This is a genomic window from Bacillus sp. JUb11 (genome assembly GCF_024807925.1).
In the GTDB taxonomy this organism is placed as follows: Bacteria; Bacillota; Bacilli; order Bacillales; family Bacillaceae; genus Bacillus; species Bacillus altitudinis.
The window spans coordinates 425,178-445,570 of sequence record NZ_JANUEZ010000001.1; the positions used below are offsets into that span (position 1 = coordinate 425,178).

Below are 20,393 nucleotides of genomic sequence, written 5' to 3' on the forward strand. Positions count from 1 at the left end.
CTTTAGTTATTTTTGAAGAAGCACCAATAATTGGGGATGTCCCTAACCTGAGTGCGTTTTTAGCATAAGGAGGTTACAATGCGAAAGAAAAGATTAAAGGCGATTTCATTTTTACTGATTGCGACTTTGTTAATGTGGGTGAAAACCTATGTTATCTATAAATCTAGTTTTAATATCAAAATTGAAAATTTCATGCAGGAATTTATCCTGTTTATTAATCCGCTTAGCTTTCTTTTGTTTATCTTCGGTATCGGTTTATTCTTTAAAGAAAAAAATCGCAATCGATATATCATCGTGACGAGTTTTGTTCTGACATTTATTTTGTTAGCTAACATTGTATTTTATCGATTCTACAGTGATTTTCTAACCATCCCCGTCCTATTTCAAACAAACAATATGGGTGACCTCGGGTCAAGTATTACCTCTTTAATTGAACCAGTTGATTTTCTGATGTTTGTTGATATCATCATTTTAATTTGGCTCTATAAAAAACAGCCTTCCTTTAGAACAGATGTAACGATTTCACGTAAGGGACGTGCAGCTTATTATTTATTTGTGGCAGCCACTTTCTTTTTTAACCTTGGTTTGGCTGAAACAGAAAGACCAGAGCTGTTAACTCGTTCATTTGACCGTGAGATGCTAGTGAAAAACATCAGCTTATATAACTTCCATATTTATGATGGGGTTCTGCAATCGAAGCAATCCGCTCAGCGAGCACTTGCCGACAGCAATAGCTTAACTGAAATTGAAAACTATGTAAGCGCAAATCAAACAGACCGTAATGAAAAGACGTTTGGTCAAGCAAAAGGACGAAATGTCATTCTAGTATCGCTTGAGTCTACCCAGAGCTTTGTGATCAATGAAAAATTGAATGGGAAAGAGATCACGCCGTTCTTAAACAAATTGATCAAGAAAAGCTACAATTTCAGTAATTTCTATCATCAAACGGGTCAAGGGAAAACATCCGACTCCGAGTTTATTGTTGATAATTCACTCTATCCGCTTGGAAGAGGAGCTGTATTTTTCACAAATCCAAGCAACGAGTTCAAAGCCGCACCTGAGTTGTTAAAAGAGGAAGGCTATCATTCTTCTGTTATTCATGCGAATAACAAAAGTTTCTGGAACCGTGACCTGATCTATGACAGCTTTGGCTACGACAAATTTTTTGATATTAAATCATTCGATGTAAATGAAGAAAATTCAGTTGGCTGGGGACTTAAAGATGGTCCGTTTTTTGAGCAGTCAGTAGATTTAATGAAAACGATCCCGCAACCGTTCTATACGAGATTGATTACATTAACGAACCATTTTCCATTTGACTTAGATGAAGAAGATAAGCTCATTGATGAATATGACTCAAAGAGCAAAACGTTGAACAAATACTTCCCTACAGTGCGTTATCAAGATGAGGCACTAAAGCTTTTCTTTAAAAAAATGAAGGAAGCAGGGTTATACGATAATTCCATTTTTGTGTTATATGGGGATCACTACGGGATTTCTGAAAACCATAACGAAGCAATGGGACAATTCTTAAACAAAGACATTACACCTTTTGAAGAAGTTCAGCTTCAAAAAGTACCATTTGTTGTACACATTCCTGGTATCACGGATAAACATCCAAAAGAGATTGATACAGTTGGCGGGCAAGTAGATATCCGTCCAACAGTCATGAACCTTCTAGGAATCGATACAAGCAAGCAAATTCAATTTGGTCATGACCTATTATCAAAAGATACAAATGACTTCACAGTGCTTCGAGATGGAAGTTTTATTACGAAGGACAGTGTTTTCACAGCTGGTGTGTGCTACAACAAAGAAACGGGTGAGCCGAGAGAAGATGAGTCTGTTTGTCAGTCTTATGAAGAAAAGGCAAAACAAGAGCTTCAATTCTCTGATCAAATTATCTATGGAGATCTCCTTAGATTTTATGACCGAAACAACTCGGACCATTCACCATCTAAAAAAGAAGATGACACTGAGCTAAAAAAGGCGTCTTAATTTAAAAGAAAACCTCTGCTATTTACATGCAGAGGTTTTCTTTTTTTACTTACTGGTTCATATAGTGTAAGAGGAGGGATGTAAATGAAAAAGTCGTTTGGCACAATTGAATGGCATCTGGATGAGGCAAGGAAGGAGGATGTGGCAAAGCAGCTTGGTATAGGAAAAGAAGCTTTCCGTTTGTCCAATCAGTCAAATACGGAGCACCTCCTTTTACCGGGGTATAGACTTCCAGAAGGGACCCATTCATTTCAATCGGTAGGTGAGGTGCAAAGCTTCATTGCGCCTTACCGGCTCCAGCAATCAGATGATTGGATCAGCGGAACATTTGAATATGATAGCGCTCACTTAGAACGGGAGCTTCAATATTTGAAAGCTGTTTTTCCTTTTCTTCAGATGAGTGTGATTGGTCAATCAGTGCTTGATACGCCCATTTATGAAATCCGTACGGAGCCTGTACAACATTTACATTCCATACATGTTAATGCCTCTTTTCATGCAAATGAATGGATCACGACCTCTGTTTTATTAAAATGGCTTAAATCACTTTGTTTAGCGGCCTCGGACCCAGTGCAAGCAAGACATCATGAAGCGGTTCGTATATTGCAGACCACTGCTTTGTCTATTGTCCCGATGGTAAATCCAGACGGTGTTGATTTGGTTCGCAATGGTCCAGAATCTTTAGGGTTGTGCCGTGAGGAGTTCGCGCCGCTAAATGGTGGATTTTCCGATTATCGAGAATGGAAGGCGAATATTCGAGGAATTGATTTAAACAATCAATTTCCTGCTTATTGGGAAATCGAATATTATCGTAATAAGCCGAAGGCACCGTCTTATAGGGATTTCCCAGGGCATCAGCCGTTAACAGAACCAGAAGCGAAAGCAATGGCACATCTCGCCTTACGAAAACGCTTTGACCGGCTGATTGCCCTTCATACACAAGGAGAAGAGATATACTGGGGTTTTCTTGGCCACGAACCGGCCATTTCAAAAGAGACGGTCGAACGGTTAGAACGGGTGAGCGGTTACAAAGCGATTCAATATCTTGATAGCTATGCAGGTTATCGTGATTGGTTTATTTATCAATGTAAAAGTGAGGGATATACGGTGGAACTTGGGCGAGGAAAGAACCCGCTTTCTATGAGTCAATTTGATTCGATCTATGAAAAAACAAAGCGGTTATTGTGGGAAGCATGTAAGTATTAAAAGCACCTAATCGGTGCTTTCAGCGTGTAGACAAACCCTCGCATTCTTTGTCAGTCCTGCGTGCCGGTGCTCACGAATGTGAAATTCGCTCCGCGCCAGTACTCGTTCTTCCTAGGGCTGCAAAGGTTTTCTATCACGCTGAAAAGAAGACAAAGGGCTAAAATCAAGTTCATTTTCGCCCTTTGTCAACAATCTTTTAATACGTTCAAACCAATCAATTTCTTATGGTCAATAAAAACCGTGCTGATGTGATTGACGAGAGCATCCCTGTAAGCTATTGTGAAAGAGTGGATGTAAAAAAAAGGATATGAATTAGGGAGATGTCGATGATTGAATGCTCAAAGCCTGTGGAAACGGAATTTTACTTATCTATTTGTTTCTAAAATGTGTAAAATTACTGCTGATAGTTTATCTTTTAACACCATTTTGTGGCTTTTAGTGCTAGGGGGAAAAGGAGCAATTGGAACAGCATTTTTTATTGCCGTTAGTTTTGTCCCTCAAGCCATTATTGGGCCGTTTATTACCCCAATGATGAAGCCGCATCAATTGAAATTTTGGATGTGCTTTGCTGATTTAACTCGGGCGGCGATTATACTTGTGATTGTGGTCAGTTACTTTTATGATTTTTCTCCTTTGGCACTCATCATTGGCGGTATGCTGCTGCATTCAGCGACTGGGGGTTCCTATGAACCAGCTTCGGTGTCCATTATTCCAAAGCTTGTGCATGAAGATGTGATACAAAAGGCGAATGCAACCATTCAATCAGCCAGTCATGTGGTCAGGCTTGTGACTGTGACGATTTGTGGTGTCATGATTGCATTTGTAGGGGTAGGATATACAATGCTTGTGATTATTCCTCTTTACCTCATGTCCGCTTTGCTGGTTTTGCTGATTACATATAAAACGGAAGCGATCATGGATAAAGGAAAAAAAGGATTATCATACGGAAAACGATTAATAAGAGGATTTTCACTTGTGAAAAGTCATCATATTTTGTTTCCATTAGCCATTTTTTGTGTCTGCTCCAATTTTGCTGCGGCACCGTGGGAGGCATTGTCGGTTATTTATTTAACAGAAGATTTACATAGTGGACCAGTAGTATATTCATTCATCAAAGTGACCACGGCATTGGGTGCATTTTTGATGGGATTCGTTTTAACAAAGGTGAAAGTGAATCGATACGGTCTGTTGTTTATCGGGGCAGGGATCGTTGATGGAATTGCATTTTTCATTACAGGGATGAATGCCTTATTACCACTTGTGTTTATATCTGCATTTGCCTTAGGTGCAGCCATCAGTGCAGTCAATGTACCTGAACATACAATGATTCAATTGTCAGTAAAAGCGGAGGATCAGCCACAAGTGTATGCGATTATTAACATGATCTCTTATTTAATGATACCGTTAGGCGCTCTCATTGGTGGTTATATGGCGACGTTATTCGGTTCAGGTTATGTCATTGCAGCAGGAGGACTGATAGAGGCTATTTCAGGTATATGCTTGCTCCTTTTCACAAATATTGGGAAGGTAGAGAGAGCAGATTTGACGATAGAACGGGACAAACCAAGCTTACACGCCACATGATCATGGCATTTTTGAATCACGATGGGTTACAATGAGAACGAGAAAGAAATAGGATGTCATTGAAAGGAGCAAGAACCATGGCAATAGCAGATGTCACCATCATTCCAATAGGCACTGAGACACCAAGCGTGAGTGCATATGTAGCAGACATACAAAGATTGTTAGAGGGCTTTCAACAAGAAGGGAAAATCAAATATCAGCTAACACCAATGAATACTTTAATTGAAGGGGAGCTATCCGTTTTATTTGAGGTCATTCAGCGTATTCATGAAGCTCCGTTTGAAAAGGGTTTACACCGAGTAGCAACCAATATCCGCATAGATGATAGAAGAGATCAAACGACCACCCTTTCAAGCAAATTAGAAAGCGTGAATAAACATTTGAATCAATAGAAAAAGCCTGCTAATTGCAGGCTTTTAATGTGCAGTTGGATAACCGCTATAGATGATGGTCATGACGGTAAACCATCCAAAAACCAAAAATGTGGCGCCAGCGAAAGCAATGGCCAGTACGTTCACTTTTTTGAGTGAGCGATAGATGCCGAGAGCGGCTAAAATCGTGACTAGACCAAAAATAATGACGAGCATCATATGAAAGTCCCCCTTTGTCATCAATCCCCTTGATTTCCTTTCTTTTCATTTTAACCGTTTTCATAAAGCTTGTCGAGTACATTCAAGTTGACGATTGTTTGAATTTTTATTGAATAGCCTTCATAATAAAAAAGAATGAAAAAAGTAGTAGGTGATGAAAATGAATTGGAGAAGAATGCCGCTAGGCTATGTGCAAGCGAACGCATATATTTGGAAAAATGAACAGGGAGAATGTTTAATTTTTGATCCAGGCGGCGAAGCGCAAAAGCTAATTTCTTATGTGAAAGAAAAACAGCTGAAACCACTTGCTGTCTTATTGACACATGCCCATTTTGATCATATTGGTGCAGCAGATGAGGTGCGTCAAGAATGGGGAATTCCGCTTTATGTCCATGAAAAGGAAAAAGAATGGCTGACAAATGCTCAGCTAAACGGTTCAGCTCGACTAATTGGTAACGGAATTACGGTCAAAGAAGCTGAACAATTGATTACGTCAGAAGGACCTCTTCAAATTGGATCGTTTACATTAGAAATGTTCCACACACCAGGTCATTCACCTGGCAGTGTGTCTTACTATTCAGCGGAAGAGGGATTTGTCATTTCTGGTGATACTTTATTCCAAGGCGGTATCGGGAGAACTGATTTAACGGGCGGTAATCAAGACGTGCTGCTTCAATCGATACATGACAAATTGTTGTCATTGCCCGAATCAACTCTTGTGTTAAGTGGACATGGCGAGGAAACAACTGTGCTTACAGAACAGGAGCAAAATCCGTTTATCAATGGGTTTTCTTTATAATAGCACGTACGAAAAAAGCATCTCTTTCAAAGGAGATGCTTTTTTCTATTAATGTCCGGTACCGGGAACCATGATGAAAATCGAATAATATGTAAATCCGGCAAAGAAAATCGTCAAGTACGCTCCGAAAATGTAAATATACATTCTTTCGGATAAATTCAAGTAGGATAAAAATACAAAAAGAACGGTTTGACCGAAGAACAGCAAGGATGCATCTTTCATATGTCCTAAATAGAACATGACAGCAAAAATACCCGTCCAAAACCCAAGAACGCGGAACATGCGATTCATTTCTTTCCCTCCCCTTAAAAAACCCCTTTGATTCATATTATAGCTGATGATCACTTGTTATGTAAACATTTACATTTTTGACAACGTGTGAACATTCATTCTTTCGTTAGAAAAAATTTTTTTGAAAAAGTGATGAAAAAGTGTTTATGCCTAAATGCATGAGGGTACTTAGTCCATAAGATAAAAGGTTAACGACCTAAGGAGGAAGACTAATGAGTGACATTACTTTTTATTCATACCCAAGCTGCACGTCTTGCCGCAAAACAAAACATTGGTTAAAGGCGAATCAAATTGATTTTAAAGAGCGTCACCTTTTCAGAGAAACGCCAACACTAGACGAATTGAAAAAAATCCTTTCCTTAACAACAGAAGGAATGGATGAAATTTTAGCTACTCGAAGCCAAGCTTTTAAAAGCTTAAATTTAAATATTAATGATCTAAAAGTAAATGAGGTACTTCAGCTTCTCATTGAAAAACCAAAGCTGCTCCGGAGACCTATTATCATTGATGGAAATAAATTAGTGGTCGGCTATAATCCAGGAGAACTCATGAAAATTTCAAAAAAGAAAGCGATTCATCAATCGGTTTCCTAATCAAAAACGAAGATCAGCTGAATGATGTTTCAGCCGTCTTCGTTTTTGTGCTGAACTGGGCTAGCTGGGTTCGAACCAACGATCACGGAGTCAAAGTCCATTGCCTTACCACTTGGCTATAGCCCAATATGAAACGTGTAATGCTATTGTTCACCATCTGCGGTCATTTATACATAAAAGTTGGTTGTCACTAGTTGTAAGTGAAAAAGGAGCGAACGACAGAAATGAAAAATGAAAAATCTGAGCAATTATATGAATTTATTCTTAAAGAAGCCCCTGTCATGACCGAAGAATGGCTGAAAACAAGAACAGAAGAAGGCTCATTATATTCCAAACATGCTTCAGAGGAGACAGAAAAGAAGCTGAAAGAACAAAACACAGCATTTATCCAAACGATTGCAGCAACGTTAGTCACGCTATCAGATAAAGTAGAAGACCATCTAAAAAAGTGGTCAGTTGATATTGCCCGCGATCGAGCTGTTCATGAAGTACCTTTATATGAAATCATCGGACAATTTAAGGTGTTCCGCCACATTTTTTGTTCCAGAATTGAGACCTTTACACAACATACGGAGCTTGAAGTGACACTCAAAGATGTGTGCGATTGGAATCAGCATTTTCACGCCACATTTGATGACATGATTGCACGTTTATCAGAAGAGTATGACCGCGTGACAATCAATCAGCTTAATGCACAAAGAGAAATGATTCAAGAGCTTAGTGCGCCTGTTATTCCAGTTTCAAAAGAGATCGGTATTTTGCCGCTGATTGGTGAAATTGATACGTACAGGGCGAAAATCATTTTGGAATCAGTACTAGAACAGGCATCTAGACTGCGTCTAACCCATTTATTTATTGATATATCTGGCGTTCCCGTTGTTGATACGATGGTTGCTTATCAGCTGTTTAAAGTGGTTGATAGTGCGAAGTTGCTAGGAATTGAGACGATTATATCAGGCATTCGCCCAGAAATCGCTCAAACTGTAGTGAAACTCGGCATTGATTTCTCAAAAGTAAATACTGAACACAGCCTTGCAAAAGCTTTAGAAAAAAGAGGCTTTCGTATCTTTGAAGAGCAGCAGCAAGAAGCAACGTGAACCAAAAAATGTTACTAGTAAAAGTAACGGGTCTGTTGACAAGGAGAAACAATATAATGAGCATATGAATGAGATGACCAATTCGCATACAGATTTGGTCTCTTTTTTTATCCATAAATCAGACACGAAAGGATATTCTTTATCTTCAAATCAGTAATCTATTAAGGAGGATTAAATTTGAAGACACCTCCTTGTAACAGATCATCCATAATGAAAGAACCAAATGAAATGATCATCAAAAAAGAGGTGCCAATAGCACTTCTTTTTTATTTTCTCCTCTGAATGGAACCCGCTGTTGTAAAAGTCAAATTTTTTGATATGTCCTTCTGTTATTTATAGATGAAATACACCTCTAATTGAATATTTTCACACCTTTTCAGTCATGAAAATCATGAAATGCGTTTTTGTCAGGCACGTTCCGCCATCATACAATATGGTCACTGAAAGGAGTGAACCACTTGTATGGTATTGAATATTTGGGGCAAGAGCTGCTAGAAGAGGCGTGCCGCATGAGAGCATCTGATGTGCATATTGTTCCGAGAGAAAAGGAAGCTTCAGTCTCTTTTCGTGTAGACGCTGACCTCATTCAGCAGCGGATCATTGACAAAAAGAGCGGAGAGCGGCTCATTGCTCATTTCAAATTTTTATCTTCTATGGATATTGGTGAAAGAAGGAGACCACAAAATGGATCATTGGCTGTGATGTTAAGACGCGGTCAAGTGTTTGTTCGGCTCTCTACACTACCAACTGTCAATGATGAAAGTCTAGTGATTCGGATTTTACCGCAGGATCATGTGCCGAAAACAAAGTATTTGTCACTGTTCCCGAAGGCTTCAGCGAGATTATTATCGTTTCTGAATCATTCGCATGGGCTCATTTTATTTACAGGACCAACAAATTCAGGGAAAACGACAACACTTTATTCATTGATTCAGTTTGCCAAAAAACATTTTAATCGGAATATTATTACCCTTGAAGATCCTGTGGAAACAAGAAATGAAGAAGTGCTGCAGGTTCAAGTAAATGAAAAAGCTGGTATCACGTATGCGGCAGGTTTACGCGCTATTTTAAGGCATGATCCAGATATGATTGTGCTCGGAGAAATAAGAGATGCGGAAACAGCGAGAACAGCTATTAGAGCAGCTTTGACAGGCCATTTAGTCATGAGCACACTGCATGCAAAAAATGCAAAAGGAGCTCTTTATCGAATGCTGGAATTTGGTGTGACGATGAATGAACTCGAACAAACAATGGTTGCTATTGCTGCTCAGCGGTTAATCGAACTCGCATGTCCATTTTGCGGCGAAACGTGTGAGCTTTATTGCAAACTAAATCGGCCAGTCAGACGAACAAATGTATTTGAATTGCTTTACGGAAAGGAGCTTGGTGAGTGTATCAAAGAGGCAAAAGGAGAATACGCTCATTCGTCATACGAAACACTGCAAAGATTAATTCGGAAAGGAGTGGCACTCGGCTATTTATCAAAAAGCACATATCATCGCTGGGTTTATGAAGAAGCGAACCTCTAAACCCTGGTCTAAAAAAGAACAAGCTGAATTCTTATCGAAACTGGCTCAATTGATTCAAGCTGGATATACATTGGTTGAGGCATTAACGATGGTGAATATTCAGTTATCAAAAAAACAGCAACAGCGATTAACGCCAGGCATTCAGTGGCTGCTTGAAGGGGAGCCTTTTTACGTTGTACTTGAGCGACTTCATTTTCAGCGGGAAGCCGTCGCTATTCTTTGTTTTTCAGAGAAACATGGCAGCCTAGCGCGAGCTCTTGAACAAAGCGCCCGTTTTCTAGAGAAAAAAATCATGCAGGTTGACACATTCAAGCGTATGTTACGATATCCGATTTTTCTTATGTTTACGGTTTTTGTTGTGCTCATCATTGTTCAGCAAATGATCGTCCCTCAATTTTCTTTATTATATTCATCTATGAATACAAGCATGACATGGCTGATTCAAGGGATATTTGGCCTCTTCCAATTCCTACACGCTTTGTTGCTTATGATCGGTTGTATATGTATCTGTCTTTTTGGATATTATGAGCTCTTTTTTAAGAAAAAATCGACCCTTGAGAAACTGAAAGTCATCAGCAGGCTGCCGGTGGTATTTAAAGGGGTGCAGCTGATGCATACGTATCTTTTTTCCCTTCAGCTAAGCGGACTTCTTCAAGCTGGGTTATCGATTTACGAAAGTTTGCAAGCTTTTAAACAGCAGACCTATTTACCCTTCCTTCAAGAAATGTCTGAACAAATGATAGGGGAGTTAAGAAAAGGTGAGAGTATGGAACATCAAATAAGCCGGTCTCCTTTTTTCGAAAGGCATTTTGCGGCTGTCATTAAGCATGGGGAAGCAAGTGGGATGCTAGCAAGAGAGATGTACACATATAGTCAATTTCTTTTAGAGAATGCAGAATTGAAAATTGAAAAATGGGTTTCATGGCTGCAGCCTGTCATCTATGGCTTAACAGCATTTCTTATACTCATTGTGTATTTATCTATTCTTTTACCAATGTATCAACTAATGGAACAAGTGTGAAAAGGAGGACTAAGGCATGAATGATAAAGGATTTACACTGTTAGAAATGTTAATTGTCATGCTTGTGATCTCCATTCTTTTATTGATCACCATTCCAAATATCACTCGGCATCATCAAAGCATTCAAGCAAAGGGCTGTGAAGGGCTGAAATCAATGGTGAGTACACAGGTAATGGCATATGAATTAGAGCATGACGGCAAGACGCCATCTTTAGCTGAATTAGAAAAAGAAGGCTATGTCAAAAAAGGATTAACTTGTCCGAATGGAAAGGCAATTTTCATTCAAAACGGCGATGTGAAAAATGAATAAATCGCTTTTCCAGGAGAAAGGATTTACACTCATTGAACAGCTCTTGATCGTCATGATTTTCTCTATCTTATTATCGATAATAGGTGGAAAAGTGCCCAATATATTAGAAAGTGCTGAAGCAAAAAAGCAAGTGAACTTGCTAAAACAAGATCTTCAATTGGCATCTTATACTGCTTTTATTAAAAAAACACGAGTAACTGTTGAGTTTCACCCGCCCAATGTATCTTATCAAGTCATTGAACAGAATAGTGAGCAGATCATTGCTTCTAATCCACACAAAAAAGGCACCATCAAGCAATCCACATTTCAAAAAGGCCTTCACTTTAATAAAAACGGACATCCAAATAGCGGCGGTTCTCTCATTGTTCAATTTGGCAGTCAAATATATAAACTCACGATTTACTTAGGGAGCGGGCGGATTCATGTTCAGCAACAATAAAGGATTTAGTACGTTTGAGATGCTCTTTTCTTGCCACCTCTTTCTATTTGCTGCTCTTGTGCTCGTGCCATCCTTTGAAAAACTGACAATTGGGAAAGAAGAATTAAGGGCTAAACTGGAAGCTTATCAAATCTTACATGAGTATATGAATACAGCTTTTATAGAAGGTCAAAATGAATCAAGTACAAAGAAACGAGGCGAGATCACATATGAATTCATTTGGGGTCAGGAGAAGGGATGTGTTTCATACAAAGTACAAAAAAAGAAGACGATTTGCTTTCGACATTTGGAGCGATGAACAAGGCTTTACACTCGCTCAAGCAATATGGCAATTGCAGCTATTTTTGCTGCTTTCTTTTGGCTGCATGCTGCTTTTATCAATTGCTGAAAAAGCTCATCCGTTTGCAGAAATCAACAAATTTTCGCAAATGGAGTGGAAACAAACGGTCCTGCAATTAGAGGAGGAGCTAAATTGTGCTGTCGCTGTAAGAGCGGTGAAAAATGGAACAGCACTGGAGTATATTTCAAATCAAGGGCGAGTGGTGACGATTGAGCCGTATCAAGAGATGCTTCGTAAACGAACGGATCAGGCAGGTCATCTCCCTTTATTACAAAAGGTGAAACAATTCCATGTAAGAACAAAAGAGCAAACCACCACTCTCCAAGTCACAGATGTATTTGGTCAAGTACATGAAGCTGTTTTTTTCACTTACAAAGGAGTGATTCCTAAAACGTGAAAAGAGAAGACGGGTTTATTTATCCCCACGTACTTGCTGTCATACTTTTATTTTTATTGATTCTAGGCTCGATGACCATTGGGTTTCAAAAAGAGTTGAAAAGTGCAGAGCTCACGATTTCTTTTTATCAAAAACAGCAGTTATTTCGAATGGGACTAAATGAAGCTGCAAACAAATTAAATCGTATTTGTGATCGGCCATTGAGCCCAATTGTCACAGAAGAAGGCCGAGTGACGTTGAAGCGAATTGGGTGCGATGACAGAAAAAAGCTAGTCCGCCTCTTGGTTAACATCGAGACAAAGGGTGGTGTAACTGACGAGCGGGAACTAGAGATGAATAAGGAGACAGGAGAAATCAATCAATGGATCAGCACTTATTAGCGAGTGTATAAAACGATACTCTTCTTGGTAACACTTTAAGGAAGAAGAGGTGAGTGTTCGATGAAGACAAATGATTATGTAAAATATATGACGCAGGAAATTATTAAATACATGAATACACCACGTGATGAGCGGAAAGAACATAAACAGGAAAAAATGGAGACAAAACCACCATTTTCTCAGCGTTTATTCGGTGTTCTGCCTTTTGGCTTCTCAATGATGCTAAAAAAACGTCAACGTCATCGACAAAAGTAAAAAGCCGCCAGCAGGCGGTTTTTTTCATGCCATTTTAGCTGTATTCTTCCACAACAATGACTTTATTGACCTTGTTCGAGTAAGGGTTATAGGAAATGGTGACATATACCCCAAATTCTTTGGCCTGATCTTTCAACGTAATATGATATTGCTTCACGGATTCTTTCTCCCGGTGTCGATCCCACACTTTTTGTTTGAATAAAACATGTGCTAACGGATACCGTTTTTTTGCTTCTTTGACTGCCCTTGTTTCCCATTGATCTGCGGCAGCAGTGATTCCTTTTGCCTCAGCTAGATGGGCACTTTGGAACAAAGAGCTTAACAGTAAACTGAGCATGATCATGATTCTTCCATATTTCAACTAACATCACCTCACCAATTATTATCCTGACCAAATCCTGCACTTTTATGTAAATTTTTAAGAAGTACAAATGTCACAGAAAAAAATATTGAATATGGCGAAAGAATGAGAAAATGGAAGAATTTTCTCGGTAATGTTCTTGTTTAAGAACAAAATGGACTAATTTGACGTTTTGGATTTTATAGGTAATTCCTTATACTGAGTGTAATCGTTCTTTTTAAAGAACAATTGTTCAAGGAGTTGAAAGATTCAATGAAACAGCCGCTCTTTGTACTATTTTGTGCTATTTGTTTGATTTTCATTTCTTTTTTTATTACGTCTACTAACGCTTCTTTTAACGATGTCGAGCATTCGAACTTTGTCATGAAAACATGTGAAAATTTCGAAGAGACAGATCAGCATTGCCAGCCAAAGAAATGGGATAGAAGTCATTTGAAACTGATCGATCAAACGATCATTGAGGGGACAGTCTGTGCGCCTCAAAAGCTGAGCATGTCACTAAAAAATATTGGACAACCCATCGCGCACTCTGAATGGAAGTGGGAACTACTTAAAGTAGAGAGTGTTCAGATGCCATTACAAGATGGCCATGTTATTGAAAAAGGTGCTATACAGTCCCTCTCATCAGAAGAAACGACGACTGTCACGGCAGTTAAAGCAAAAACAAATGGAATCTATGTGTTTAAAATCTATTATCCTAAAGGGTTTGGTGGTTCTGAAAAGCCATTCTTTACGTCTCAACATATGCAGCTTTCGAATTGTCAAGAAAAGGCGTCCTAAATAGGGGTTGCCTGCTGAATGAAACATGATATGTAAAGGGGAGAAAGGTATGAAAAAGTGGATGAAAATGTCTGGGAGTATTCTTTACGCACTGGTCTTCACGATGATGATTGTGTGTATTATTGTCGTGTTGTCATCAAGGACAACAGGCGGAGATCCTCAGATCTTTGGTTATGAGTTCAAGCAAGTATTATCTGGATCAATGGAACCGGAATTTTCGACTGGTTCATTGATTATTGTGAAACATGTCACCTCACCTGAAACACTCAAAAAAGGGGATATTATTACGTTTCAAACGAAGCAAGACCAATCCTTTGTGACTCACCGCATTGTTGGGGTGAAAGGAAAAGGAGTAAATAAAGCCTTTGAGACAAAAGGAGACCACAATATGTATCAAGACGGCACGCTCGTCAAAGCGAATCAAGTGACTGCGCAGTATACGGGCGTGAACATTCCTTATGCAGGAAAGCTTCTTTCGTATGCAGGAACTTCTGCTGGGACCGCTCTTTTGCTCATTATTCCAGGGGTGATGCTGCTTGTTTATTCAACCATTCATTTTGTTGGTGCTGCCAAACATCGAAGACATACGGCTGAGTTACACATGTCAGAGGAACAAGCATAAATTTTCGTTTGTAACCTAAATCAGGTTTCAATAAAACAATTTATTAGGGGGTTCAATCATGGCAATGAAAAAATCAATTCGTTTAGGTGTTTTATCGGGAGCGTTAGGTCTTGCTTTAATTGGCGGGGGAACGTGGGCTGCATTTAATGATGTTGAGACGGCAAACGCGGTCTACTCTACAGGAGAGCTGAATCTATCTGCAAAAGAGAATTCCGGCGCCATCAACCTTGCGAACATAAAACCCGGTGACCGTATAAAGAAGGAATTTAATTTTGAAAATAAAGGGTCTCTTGCAATTAATCAAGTGCTGATGAGTCTTGATTATAGCCAGTTTCAAGATGGAACATCAGCGAAGAATGGCGGGAAGAATACAGCTGAAGAATTCCTCAGCCAATTTCAGGTGAGTGTTCTAACGGTTGGAGCCGAAGGTGGGAATGGATACCCGAAAAATATTATTTTAGACCATGCAAACCTGCTTGATCTGCATCTATTAACGTCAAAGCAGGATCAGACCGCATTTGAAAAGCTTCGTCATGCCGTCGATGAGAAGTTTTTACATGAAAGTGGTAAAATTAATGTTGCCACCGTTGATGGATCAACAGCTCCAGAGTATGACGGCATTCCAAAGAATCCGTTTGATTACGATAAAATGGAAATGATCATTGAATTTGTCAATGACCAGACGAAGGATAAAGCGGGTAACTATATCCAAAATAAATACCAAGGCGATGCGATTCAAGTTGATCTTTCCTTCGAAGCGACTCAGTGGAATGGTTTAACGATCAATCCAAAAAAGCATACGGATGAAAAAGGCTACGTGAAAGAAAACGAAAAAGCACACAGCGAAGATAAAAAATAAAGTCAGTCTTTAGACTGATAACAAGATCTGCATAGCAATTGGAGGAGTATGCGCTAAAATATGCGCATTACTCCTCTTCTTGCTTTTTTTTCCAGATTTGATAATCTAAAAATTCACGAAATTGCTTTTTCGAAACCCCTGATGTCATTGCATCTCGAACTAGTTTTTCCCATTCACTATCTAATTGACCATCGTATTCGGTTTCATCATTTTCGTTTAACAGTGTATGAACCGAGACGTCCAGAACAGCGGAGACTTTTTCAAGAAATTGAATGGAGGGGTTTGTTTGCAAGTTTCTTTCTATTGAACTTAAATAAGACTTCGCTACCCCAGCCTTTTCGGCCAGTTCTGATAGTGAGTAGCCTTTTTCATTGCGGTATTGTTTAATACGCTGGCCAATCAATGTCATCACCTTCCTTTCGATATTATAGCACATTCAGAAAGGTTTGATAGAATGACTTCTTGCCATAGGGGGAGACTCAGAGGACTTTTCGCGTGATTTGAGAAAATGACGGACTTCTTCTACTGTTAGTCCTGCTTTGCGCGCTTCGCGTAATAATTGAACCCATTCACTGTCTAATAACTTCGTTTTCTTTTCCATACAAATACCCTCCTAAAATACTGAATCGTGTATTTCAGGCACTTAACGCATGAAATGGAAAAACACAGGTGATAAGACCTCATAGATTGCTTGCGTCATGTTTCCGCCCAATACAAACAGACAAACGTTGCTTTTGATTGATCGAAAATTTGATATCACATGAAAGGGAGGGAGACTCGCTAAGTCAGCCTCCTCTTTTTTGCTGTAAGTAAAAAAGTCCGCCATTTTCAATCGTAAGACTGATTTTTGGTTCGTATAAAGTTTTAAGTGCTTGTCTTTCTATTTCATATTCTACAGATGTGTCTGAAGTCCCTTCATAAAATTGGTTTAAAAGTTCCGAGTCTTCTTTCCACTTTTGAACAGCTCTTACCGCCCAATCATCCGGCTCTTCATTGGCATAACGTTCCATCAGGCTGTACAGCCGTTTGACGCCGCTCTCTGGCTTAATCATCGTACTCATTGTGAAGCAATAATCAGGAATTTGAGACGATAGCTCACGCGCTTCCAGCTTCTCTTGAAATTGTTCGATGACTTCTCCGCGTATTAGATGAAGTCCAAGAGACAGCAGTTTGTCTTTTTTACGGTCTGCCAGATAGGATATTTTGACATTGAGACCAAGCCACGGCTCCAGTGCGATCTGGCTGTTTGTGAGCGGTCTGACTTTTTCGTACAGCCGAATAAAACGGCCTTGCTGTTTCACAACCTCGAATATTTGGAATAAACGAGGGGAGCCGAAGTGGACAAATTCTCCTTCGACCGAGTCATCAGCTTTTTTTTGATCGGTGATCAAAGTCAATTGCCGCGGCTCAGGTACGCCTCCCGTTTTTTCGAGCCAATGCCAATAAAAAGGACGGTTCATGATCAATTTATCCATTTCGATTGTCAGCTGTACGGTCATGTGTCCTGCACTTTCTTCAAGTATGTCGCATTGATTTGCCTGAAAGAAACGGAGAAGAAATGTGTGAATCTCGCGCTGCTCCATTGGTCAACTCTCCTTTATGAACCTTGCTGTCTTTCTTCTAAAAGCGGTGTTTGTGTTTCTGTTAAATAGGAAGCAAATTGGGTTAATTTCTTTTTCATGTCTACGTCAGACTCGTGTTGGAAGAGAATTTGATGCAATTCTGTTTCAGCATCTTGGATATCAATTCGGGTTAAAATATCATCTAGATTGCCAATGACGTTTTCAAACAGCTGAATTTTTTCATATAAAAGTTTTAAAATATGTTCTTCGACTGTCCCGCTAGTTGCCATATTGTAAATGTGGACATCCCGCTCTTGACCGAGCCGGTGAATACGTCCAATTCTTTGTTCCAAGCGCATTGGGTTCCACGGAAGGTCGTAGTTGATGATTTGGTTGCAAAACTGAAGGTTGATCCCTTCGCCGCCTGCTTCTGTCGCAATGAGCACTTGCGCCCGCTCTCTAAATAAATCTTTCATCCAGTCTTTTTTACTCCGTTTAAACCCGCCTCGAAAAGGAACCGAACTGATGCCGTTTTGCTGGAGAAACCATTGTAAATAAATTTGTGTCGCACGGTATTCAGTGAAGATAATGACTTTTTCATTTAATTGTTGAATGAGTTTAACGACTTCAAGTGCTTTAGAATTTTGTTCTACCTGGTTGATTTTCTCCATGATGTGCATCATCGCAGAAGCACCTAGAATGTGTTTTTCCTCTTCTTGCATTTTTTTAATGGTCATATAGACGGCCTCACGACTCGAACAGCATTCTCGTTCTAAAGTCATAATTGAAAACATGTGCTTCGTATAGGAAGGGTTTTCTTTTAACTTACAAATTTCATCATATAGTGCTTGTTCTGTCGGGGAGAAATCAATAGAAATCGTCTTTACATGCCGCTTTGACCATTCGATGCCAGTGTCTTGTCTCCGGTTCCGAATCATGACTTTATTGACTAACTGTTTTAGCCGGTCATGGTCCTCAAGTTGAAGGTCTTTTTTGGCAAAGAGGTCTTTAAACTGTGTTTCATTACCTAAATGGCCTGGCTTCAACAGAGAAACGAGATTAAAAATTTCTCCTATCCGATTTTGGATAGGTGTGGCTGTGAGCAGTAAGCAGAACTTTTTATTCAAATTTCTCACAAACTCATAGTTTTTCGTTTTATTGTTTTTCAGTTTGTGTGCTTCATCAATAATGACCATATCGTAGGAGATGGATAAGATCGTATCTCGATGTGGCTGTCTTTTGGCTGTATCAATTGAGGAAACCACAACATCGCACTGCTCCCACACATAGCTCTTCTTTTGCTCGACAGCATCTATGTAAAATTTCGTTCGCAGTTCTTGTACCCATTGGGACACAAGGGAGGCGGGTACGAGAATGAGAATCTTCTTGGCAAGTCCGCGAATCATGTATTCTTTGATAATCAGTCCTGCTTCAACGGTTTTTCCAAGACCCACTTCATCTGCTAAAATGGCTTTCCCATTCATCTCTTCTACGACTCTTCTAGCGACTTCGAGCTGGTGTTTTAAAGGAGTAAATGCAGGCAGGTGCGCAGGTGCTTGCAGTCCTTCAAATGAATCAATGGCTGTCACTTTTTGTACTTGTGCTGCTAAACGGTACATATCCCAATTCGCCCAGGGACCGTCTGCTGTAAGCCGCTTTTGAAATTCACTTGCCCATTTTTGATCAAATATCGTTTGAATATTCAATGTGACCGCCTGCCTTTCTGGTAGAGTGATGATAAAATCGTTCTGTTTTTAAACGCTTCATTTTTTCATAGCGATTTAAAAGATGTTATATATCAATAAAAGCGAACGATAATGAATGGTTATTTTAAAAATGTTAATGATTTTTCTGTTGCTCTTCATCCATTTCTAATGGTAGGATGTTGGTAAGTGATCTAGAGAATAAGTCACCCATTTTGATAGTATGTCCAAAAAAGGTGAAGAATATGAGCGGATGATGGTATGGGGAGAGACCTAGCGGTTATTTTGCACTGACAGGCGCCGAAGGAGCAAGCTGAATTGGTTCAGTGAATCTCTCAGGCAAAAGTACTCTTACCGGACGCAACTCTGGAGAGTGTTTGCGCAGCGATTTTTAGCAAACCACCAAAGGGGAAAACGCACAATGATGTTGTGCTGTAAACTTTCAGGTGCAAGGACAGAGACTTCTTTTTGATAAAAGGGAGCGCTCTGTCCTTTTTTGCTGTGATTTTTTTCTGAAAATTCAGCTTGTGATGTGCACTGTAAGAAAAAAGGGGGAAACGATTGATGTTGAAACGAACACCGCTTTTTCATGCGTATGAAACGTTTGGCGCAAAAACCATTGACTTCGGGGGCTGGGAATTACCTGTCCAATTTTCTTCCATTAAAGAAGAACATGAAGCTGTTCGAACAAAAGCAGGGCTGTTTGACGTGTCTCACATGGGTGAGGTGGAAGTCACAGGTCAGGGAGCTCTTCCTTTTTTACAAAGGTTATTAACCAATGATCTGTCAAAGCTGACAGACGGTAAGGCACTATATACAGCCATGTGTTATGAAGATGGCGGAACGGTGGATGATCTGCTTGTCTACCAAAAAGAAAAGAACAACTATTTACTTGTGATCAATGCTTCAAATATTGAAAAAGATGTGGATTGGCTGCTGAAACATCAAGGTGAGGAAGATGTTTCGATTAAAAATGTCTCTGATCAAACCGCCTTGTTAGCCCTTCAAGGGCCTCTTGCTGCTGACATCATCAAAGATGTTGCGGATGAAGAGGTAACATCACTGAAGCCATTTACATTTTTATCAAAAGCGATAATTGCGCAAAAAGAGGTGCTTGTCTCAAGAACCGGCTACACAGGAGAAGATGGCTTTGAAATCTACTGCCAGTCAGAAGATGCTGTTCACCTTTGGACCGCTTTATTAGAAGCCGGACAGCCGAAAGGACTGATCCCATGTGGACTCGGTGCACGTGACACCTTAAGATTTGAAGCAAGACTCCCGCTTTATGGCCAAGAGCTCACGAAGGATATTTCTCCTTTAGAAGGCGGCATTGGTTTTGCTGTAAAAACGGATAAAGAAGCAGATTTTATCGGAAAAGATGCACTTAAAAAACAAAAAGAAGAAGGACCGAAGCGAAAGCTTGTCGGGATTGAAATGATAGATAAGGGGATTCCGCGGACAGACTATCCGGTCTTCTCAGGAGATAAGCAGATTGGTGTAGTCACAACCGGTACACAATCTCCAACATTAAAGAAAAATATTGGGCTTGCCTTGATTGAAACATCAGAGGCGCAGCTTGGGACAGAAGTGGAAGTGCAAGTTCGTAAAAAACGTCTAAAAGCCAAAATCGTCGCCACACCATTTTATAAAAGAGCCAAATAACGAGGAGGAATAGAG

At 39.7% G+C, this 20,393-nt stretch carries 26 protein-coding genes, 1 tRNA gene and 2 riboswitches; of the genes, 19 read left to right on the forward strand and 8 right to left on the reverse strand.

Annotated elements, in window-relative coordinates:
- Positions 1 to 78: 78 nt before the first annotated feature.
- The 4 genes from M2369_RS02180 to M2369_RS02195 all read left to right on the forward strand — a co-directional run bounded on the left by M2369_RS02180 (position 79) and on the right by M2369_RS02195 (position 5,180).
- Complete coding sequence (locus M2369_RS02180; protein WP_024718835.1) at positions 79 to 1,998, forward strand: LTA synthase family protein; 1,920 nt, start codon at positions 79 to 81, stop codon at positions 1,996 to 1,998.
- An 84-nt stretch (positions 1,999 to 2,082) separates the two neighbouring features.
- Positions 2,083 to 3,204: a M14 family metallopeptidase gene (locus tag M2369_RS02185; RefSeq protein ID WP_056705261.1), complete on the forward strand. Its 1,122-nt coding sequence runs from the start codon at positions 2,083 to 2,085 to the stop codon at positions 3,202 to 3,204.
- A gap of 330 nt (positions 3,205 to 3,534) precedes the next feature.
- Positions 3,535 to 4,788, forward strand: a complete 1,254-nt coding sequence (locus tag M2369_RS02190) for an MFS transporter (RefSeq protein ID WP_025207623.1) — start codon at positions 3,535 to 3,537, stop codon at positions 4,786 to 4,788.
- Positions 4,789 to 4,865: 77 nt separating this feature from the next.
- Complete coding sequence (locus M2369_RS02195; protein WP_259253339.1) at positions 4,866 to 5,180, forward strand: MTH1187 family thiamine-binding protein; 315 nt, start codon at positions 4,866 to 4,868, stop codon at positions 5,178 to 5,180.
- Between the two features lie 24 nt (positions 5,181 to 5,204).
- On the opposite strand, the gene M2369_RS02200 is transcribed toward M2369_RS02195, so the two are convergent.
- On the reverse strand, positions 5,205 to 5,378 hold the full coding sequence (locus tag M2369_RS02200; protein WP_003217333.1) for a DUF2759 domain-containing protein: 174 nt from the start codon (positions 5,376 to 5,378) through the stop codon (positions 5,205 to 5,207).
- A gap of 160 nt (positions 5,379 to 5,538) precedes the next feature.
- Between M2369_RS02200 and M2369_RS02205 the strand changes: the two genes are divergently transcribed.
- Positions 5,539 to 6,177 carry an MBL fold metallo-hydrolase gene (locus tag M2369_RS02205; RefSeq protein WP_017357989.1) on the forward strand — a complete coding sequence of 213 codons (639 nt, stop codon included), beginning with the start codon at positions 5,539 to 5,541 and terminating at the stop codon, positions 6,175 to 6,177.
- Between the two features lie 48 nt (positions 6,178 to 6,225).
- On the opposite strand, the gene M2369_RS02210 is transcribed toward M2369_RS02205, so the two are convergent.
- Entirely contained in the window at positions 6,226 to 6,468 is a 243-nt protein-coding gene (locus tag M2369_RS02210) for a DUF2626 domain-containing protein (protein WP_003217440.1), read from the reverse strand.
- Between the two features lie 212 nt (positions 6,469 to 6,680).
- On the opposite strand from M2369_RS02210, the gene M2369_RS02215 reads away from it, so the two are divergent.
- Complete coding sequence (locus tag M2369_RS02215; RefSeq protein ID WP_007501232.1) at positions 6,681 to 7,061, forward strand: Spx/MgsR family RNA polymerase-binding regulatory protein; 381 nt, start codon at positions 6,681 to 6,683, stop codon at positions 7,059 to 7,061.
- A 55-nt stretch (positions 7,062 to 7,116) separates the two neighbouring features.
- On the opposite strand, the gene M2369_RS02220 is transcribed toward M2369_RS02215, so the two are convergent.
- Positions 7,117 to 7,187: transfer RNA gene (locus tag M2369_RS02220), tRNA-Gln, on the reverse strand.
- 98 nt (positions 7,188 to 7,285) lie between these two features.
- Between M2369_RS02220 and M2369_RS02225 the strand changes: the two genes are divergently transcribed.
- The 9 genes from M2369_RS02225 (at position 7,286) to M2369_RS02265 (ending at position 12,829) form a co-directional block, all read left to right on the forward strand.
- Complete coding sequence (locus tag M2369_RS02225; RefSeq protein ID WP_041506953.1) at positions 7,286 to 8,158, forward strand: STAS domain-containing protein; 873 nt, start codon at positions 7,286 to 7,288, stop codon at positions 8,156 to 8,158.
- Between the two features lie 458 nt (positions 8,159 to 8,616).
- Positions 8,617 to 9,687 (forward strand): competence type IV pilus ATPase ComGA, encoded by a 1,071-nt coding sequence (comGA, locus tag M2369_RS02230; RefSeq protein ID WP_024718839.1) that lies wholly within the window; start codon positions 8,617 to 8,619, stop codon positions 9,685 to 9,687.
- Positions 9,668 to 10,708: a competence type IV pilus assembly protein ComGB gene (comGB, locus tag M2369_RS02235; RefSeq protein ID WP_259253340.1), complete on the forward strand. Its 1,041-nt coding sequence runs from the start codon at positions 9,668 to 9,670 to the stop codon at positions 10,706 to 10,708. The genes comGA and comGB overlap by 20 nt, the downstream gene beginning before the upstream one ends.
- A gap of 16 nt (positions 10,709 to 10,724) precedes the next feature.
- Entirely contained in the window at positions 10,725 to 11,018 is a 294-nt protein-coding gene (gene comGC, locus M2369_RS02240) for a competence type IV pilus major pilin ComGC (RefSeq protein WP_008342186.1), read from the forward strand.
- Positions 11,011 to 11,457, forward strand: a complete 447-nt coding sequence (comGD, locus tag M2369_RS02245; RefSeq protein ID WP_096881621.1) for a competence type IV pilus minor pilin ComGD — start codon at positions 11,011 to 11,013, stop codon at positions 11,455 to 11,457. The genes comGC and comGD overlap by 8 nt, the downstream gene beginning before the upstream one ends.
- Positions 11,441 to 11,755, forward strand: coding sequence for a competence type IV pilus minor pilin ComGE (gene comGE / locus M2369_RS02250; RefSeq protein WP_039166034.1), 315 nt, complete (start codon positions 11,441 to 11,443; stop codon positions 11,753 to 11,755). Before comGD ends, comGE begins: the two co-directional genes overlap by 17 nt.
- Positions 11,697 to 12,194, forward strand: a complete 498-nt coding sequence (gene comGF / locus M2369_RS02255) for a competence type IV pilus minor pilin ComGF (protein ID WP_034647459.1) — start codon at positions 11,697 to 11,699, stop codon at positions 12,192 to 12,194. Before comGE ends, comGF begins: the two co-directional genes overlap by 59 nt.
- A complete protein-coding gene (locus M2369_RS02260; RefSeq protein ID WP_259253341.1) occupies positions 12,191 to 12,574 on the forward strand; it encodes a competence type IV pilus minor pilin ComGG in 384 nt (127 codons plus the stop codon). The genes comGF and M2369_RS02260 overlap by 4 nt, the downstream gene beginning before the upstream one ends.
- A 60-nt stretch (positions 12,575 to 12,634) precedes the next feature.
- Positions 12,635 to 12,829 (forward strand): YqzE family protein, encoded by a 195-nt coding sequence (locus M2369_RS02265; protein WP_008342191.1) that lies wholly within the window; start codon positions 12,635 to 12,637, stop codon positions 12,827 to 12,829.
- A 34-nt stretch (positions 12,830 to 12,863) separates the two neighbouring features.
- Here the strand turns inward: M2369_RS02265 and M2369_RS02270 are convergent, their stop codons facing one another.
- Positions 12,864 to 13,190, reverse strand: coding sequence for a YqzG/YhdC family protein (locus M2369_RS02270; RefSeq protein ID WP_259253343.1), 327 nt, complete (start codon positions 13,188 to 13,190; stop codon positions 12,864 to 12,866).
- Between the two features lie 252 nt (positions 13,191 to 13,442).
- On the opposite strand from M2369_RS02270, the gene tapA reads away from it, so the two are divergent.
- From tapA to tasA, 3 genes are read left to right on the forward strand one after another with little or no spacing between them, the layout of a single operon-like run.
- Entirely contained in the window at positions 13,443 to 13,970 is a 528-nt protein-coding gene (gene tapA / locus M2369_RS02275; RefSeq protein WP_259253344.1) for an amyloid fiber anchoring/assembly protein TapA, read from the forward strand.
- 49 nt (positions 13,971 to 14,019) lie between these two features.
- Entirely contained in the window at positions 14,020 to 14,592 is a 573-nt protein-coding gene (gene sipW, locus M2369_RS02280) for a signal peptidase I SipW (protein WP_058336655.1), read from the forward strand.
- A gap of 58 nt (positions 14,593 to 14,650) precedes the next feature.
- On the forward strand, positions 14,651 to 15,451 hold the full coding sequence (gene tasA / locus M2369_RS02285; RefSeq protein WP_008342195.1) for a biofilm matrix protein TasA: 801 nt from the start codon (positions 14,651 to 14,653) through the stop codon (positions 15,449 to 15,451).
- A 67-nt stretch (positions 15,452 to 15,518) separates the two neighbouring features.
- Here tasA and sinR read toward each other — a convergent pair whose 3' ends face one another.
- The 4 genes from sinR to M2369_RS02305 form a co-directional block, all read right to left on the reverse strand.
- On the reverse strand, positions 15,519 to 15,854 hold the full coding sequence (sinR, locus tag M2369_RS02290; RefSeq protein WP_017357978.1) for a transcriptional regulator SinR: 336 nt from the start codon (positions 15,852 to 15,854) through the stop codon (positions 15,519 to 15,521).
- Positions 15,855 to 15,887: 33 nt separating this feature from the next.
- Positions 15,888 to 16,052, reverse strand: a complete 165-nt coding sequence (locus M2369_RS02295) for an anti-repressor SinI family protein (protein WP_008342197.1) — start codon at positions 16,050 to 16,052, stop codon at positions 15,888 to 15,890.
- Between the two features lie 184 nt (positions 16,053 to 16,236).
- Positions 16,237 to 17,034, reverse strand: a complete 798-nt coding sequence (locus M2369_RS02300) for a YqhG family protein (protein WP_017367588.1) — start codon at positions 17,032 to 17,034, stop codon at positions 16,237 to 16,239.
- A gap of 14 nt (positions 17,035 to 17,048) precedes the next feature.
- Positions 17,049 to 18,719 (reverse strand): DEAD/DEAH box helicase, encoded by a 1,671-nt coding sequence (locus M2369_RS02305; protein WP_024718849.1) that lies wholly within the window; start codon positions 18,717 to 18,719, stop codon positions 17,049 to 17,051.
- Positions 18,720 to 18,969: 250 nt separating this feature from the next.
- Positions 18,970 to 19,077: riboswitch (glycine riboswitch) on the forward strand.
- A 3-nt stretch (positions 19,078 to 19,080) separates the two neighbouring features.
- Positions 19,081 to 19,176, forward strand: a riboswitch (glycine riboswitch).
- A 104-nt stretch (positions 19,177 to 19,280) separates the two neighbouring features.
- Here M2369_RS02305 and gcvT point away from each other — a divergent pair.
- Positions 19,281 to 20,378, forward strand: a complete 1,098-nt coding sequence (gcvT, locus tag M2369_RS02310) for a glycine cleavage system aminomethyltransferase GcvT (RefSeq protein WP_019743009.1) — start codon at positions 19,281 to 19,283, stop codon at positions 20,376 to 20,378.
- Positions 20,379 to 20,393: the final 15 nt, after the last annotated feature.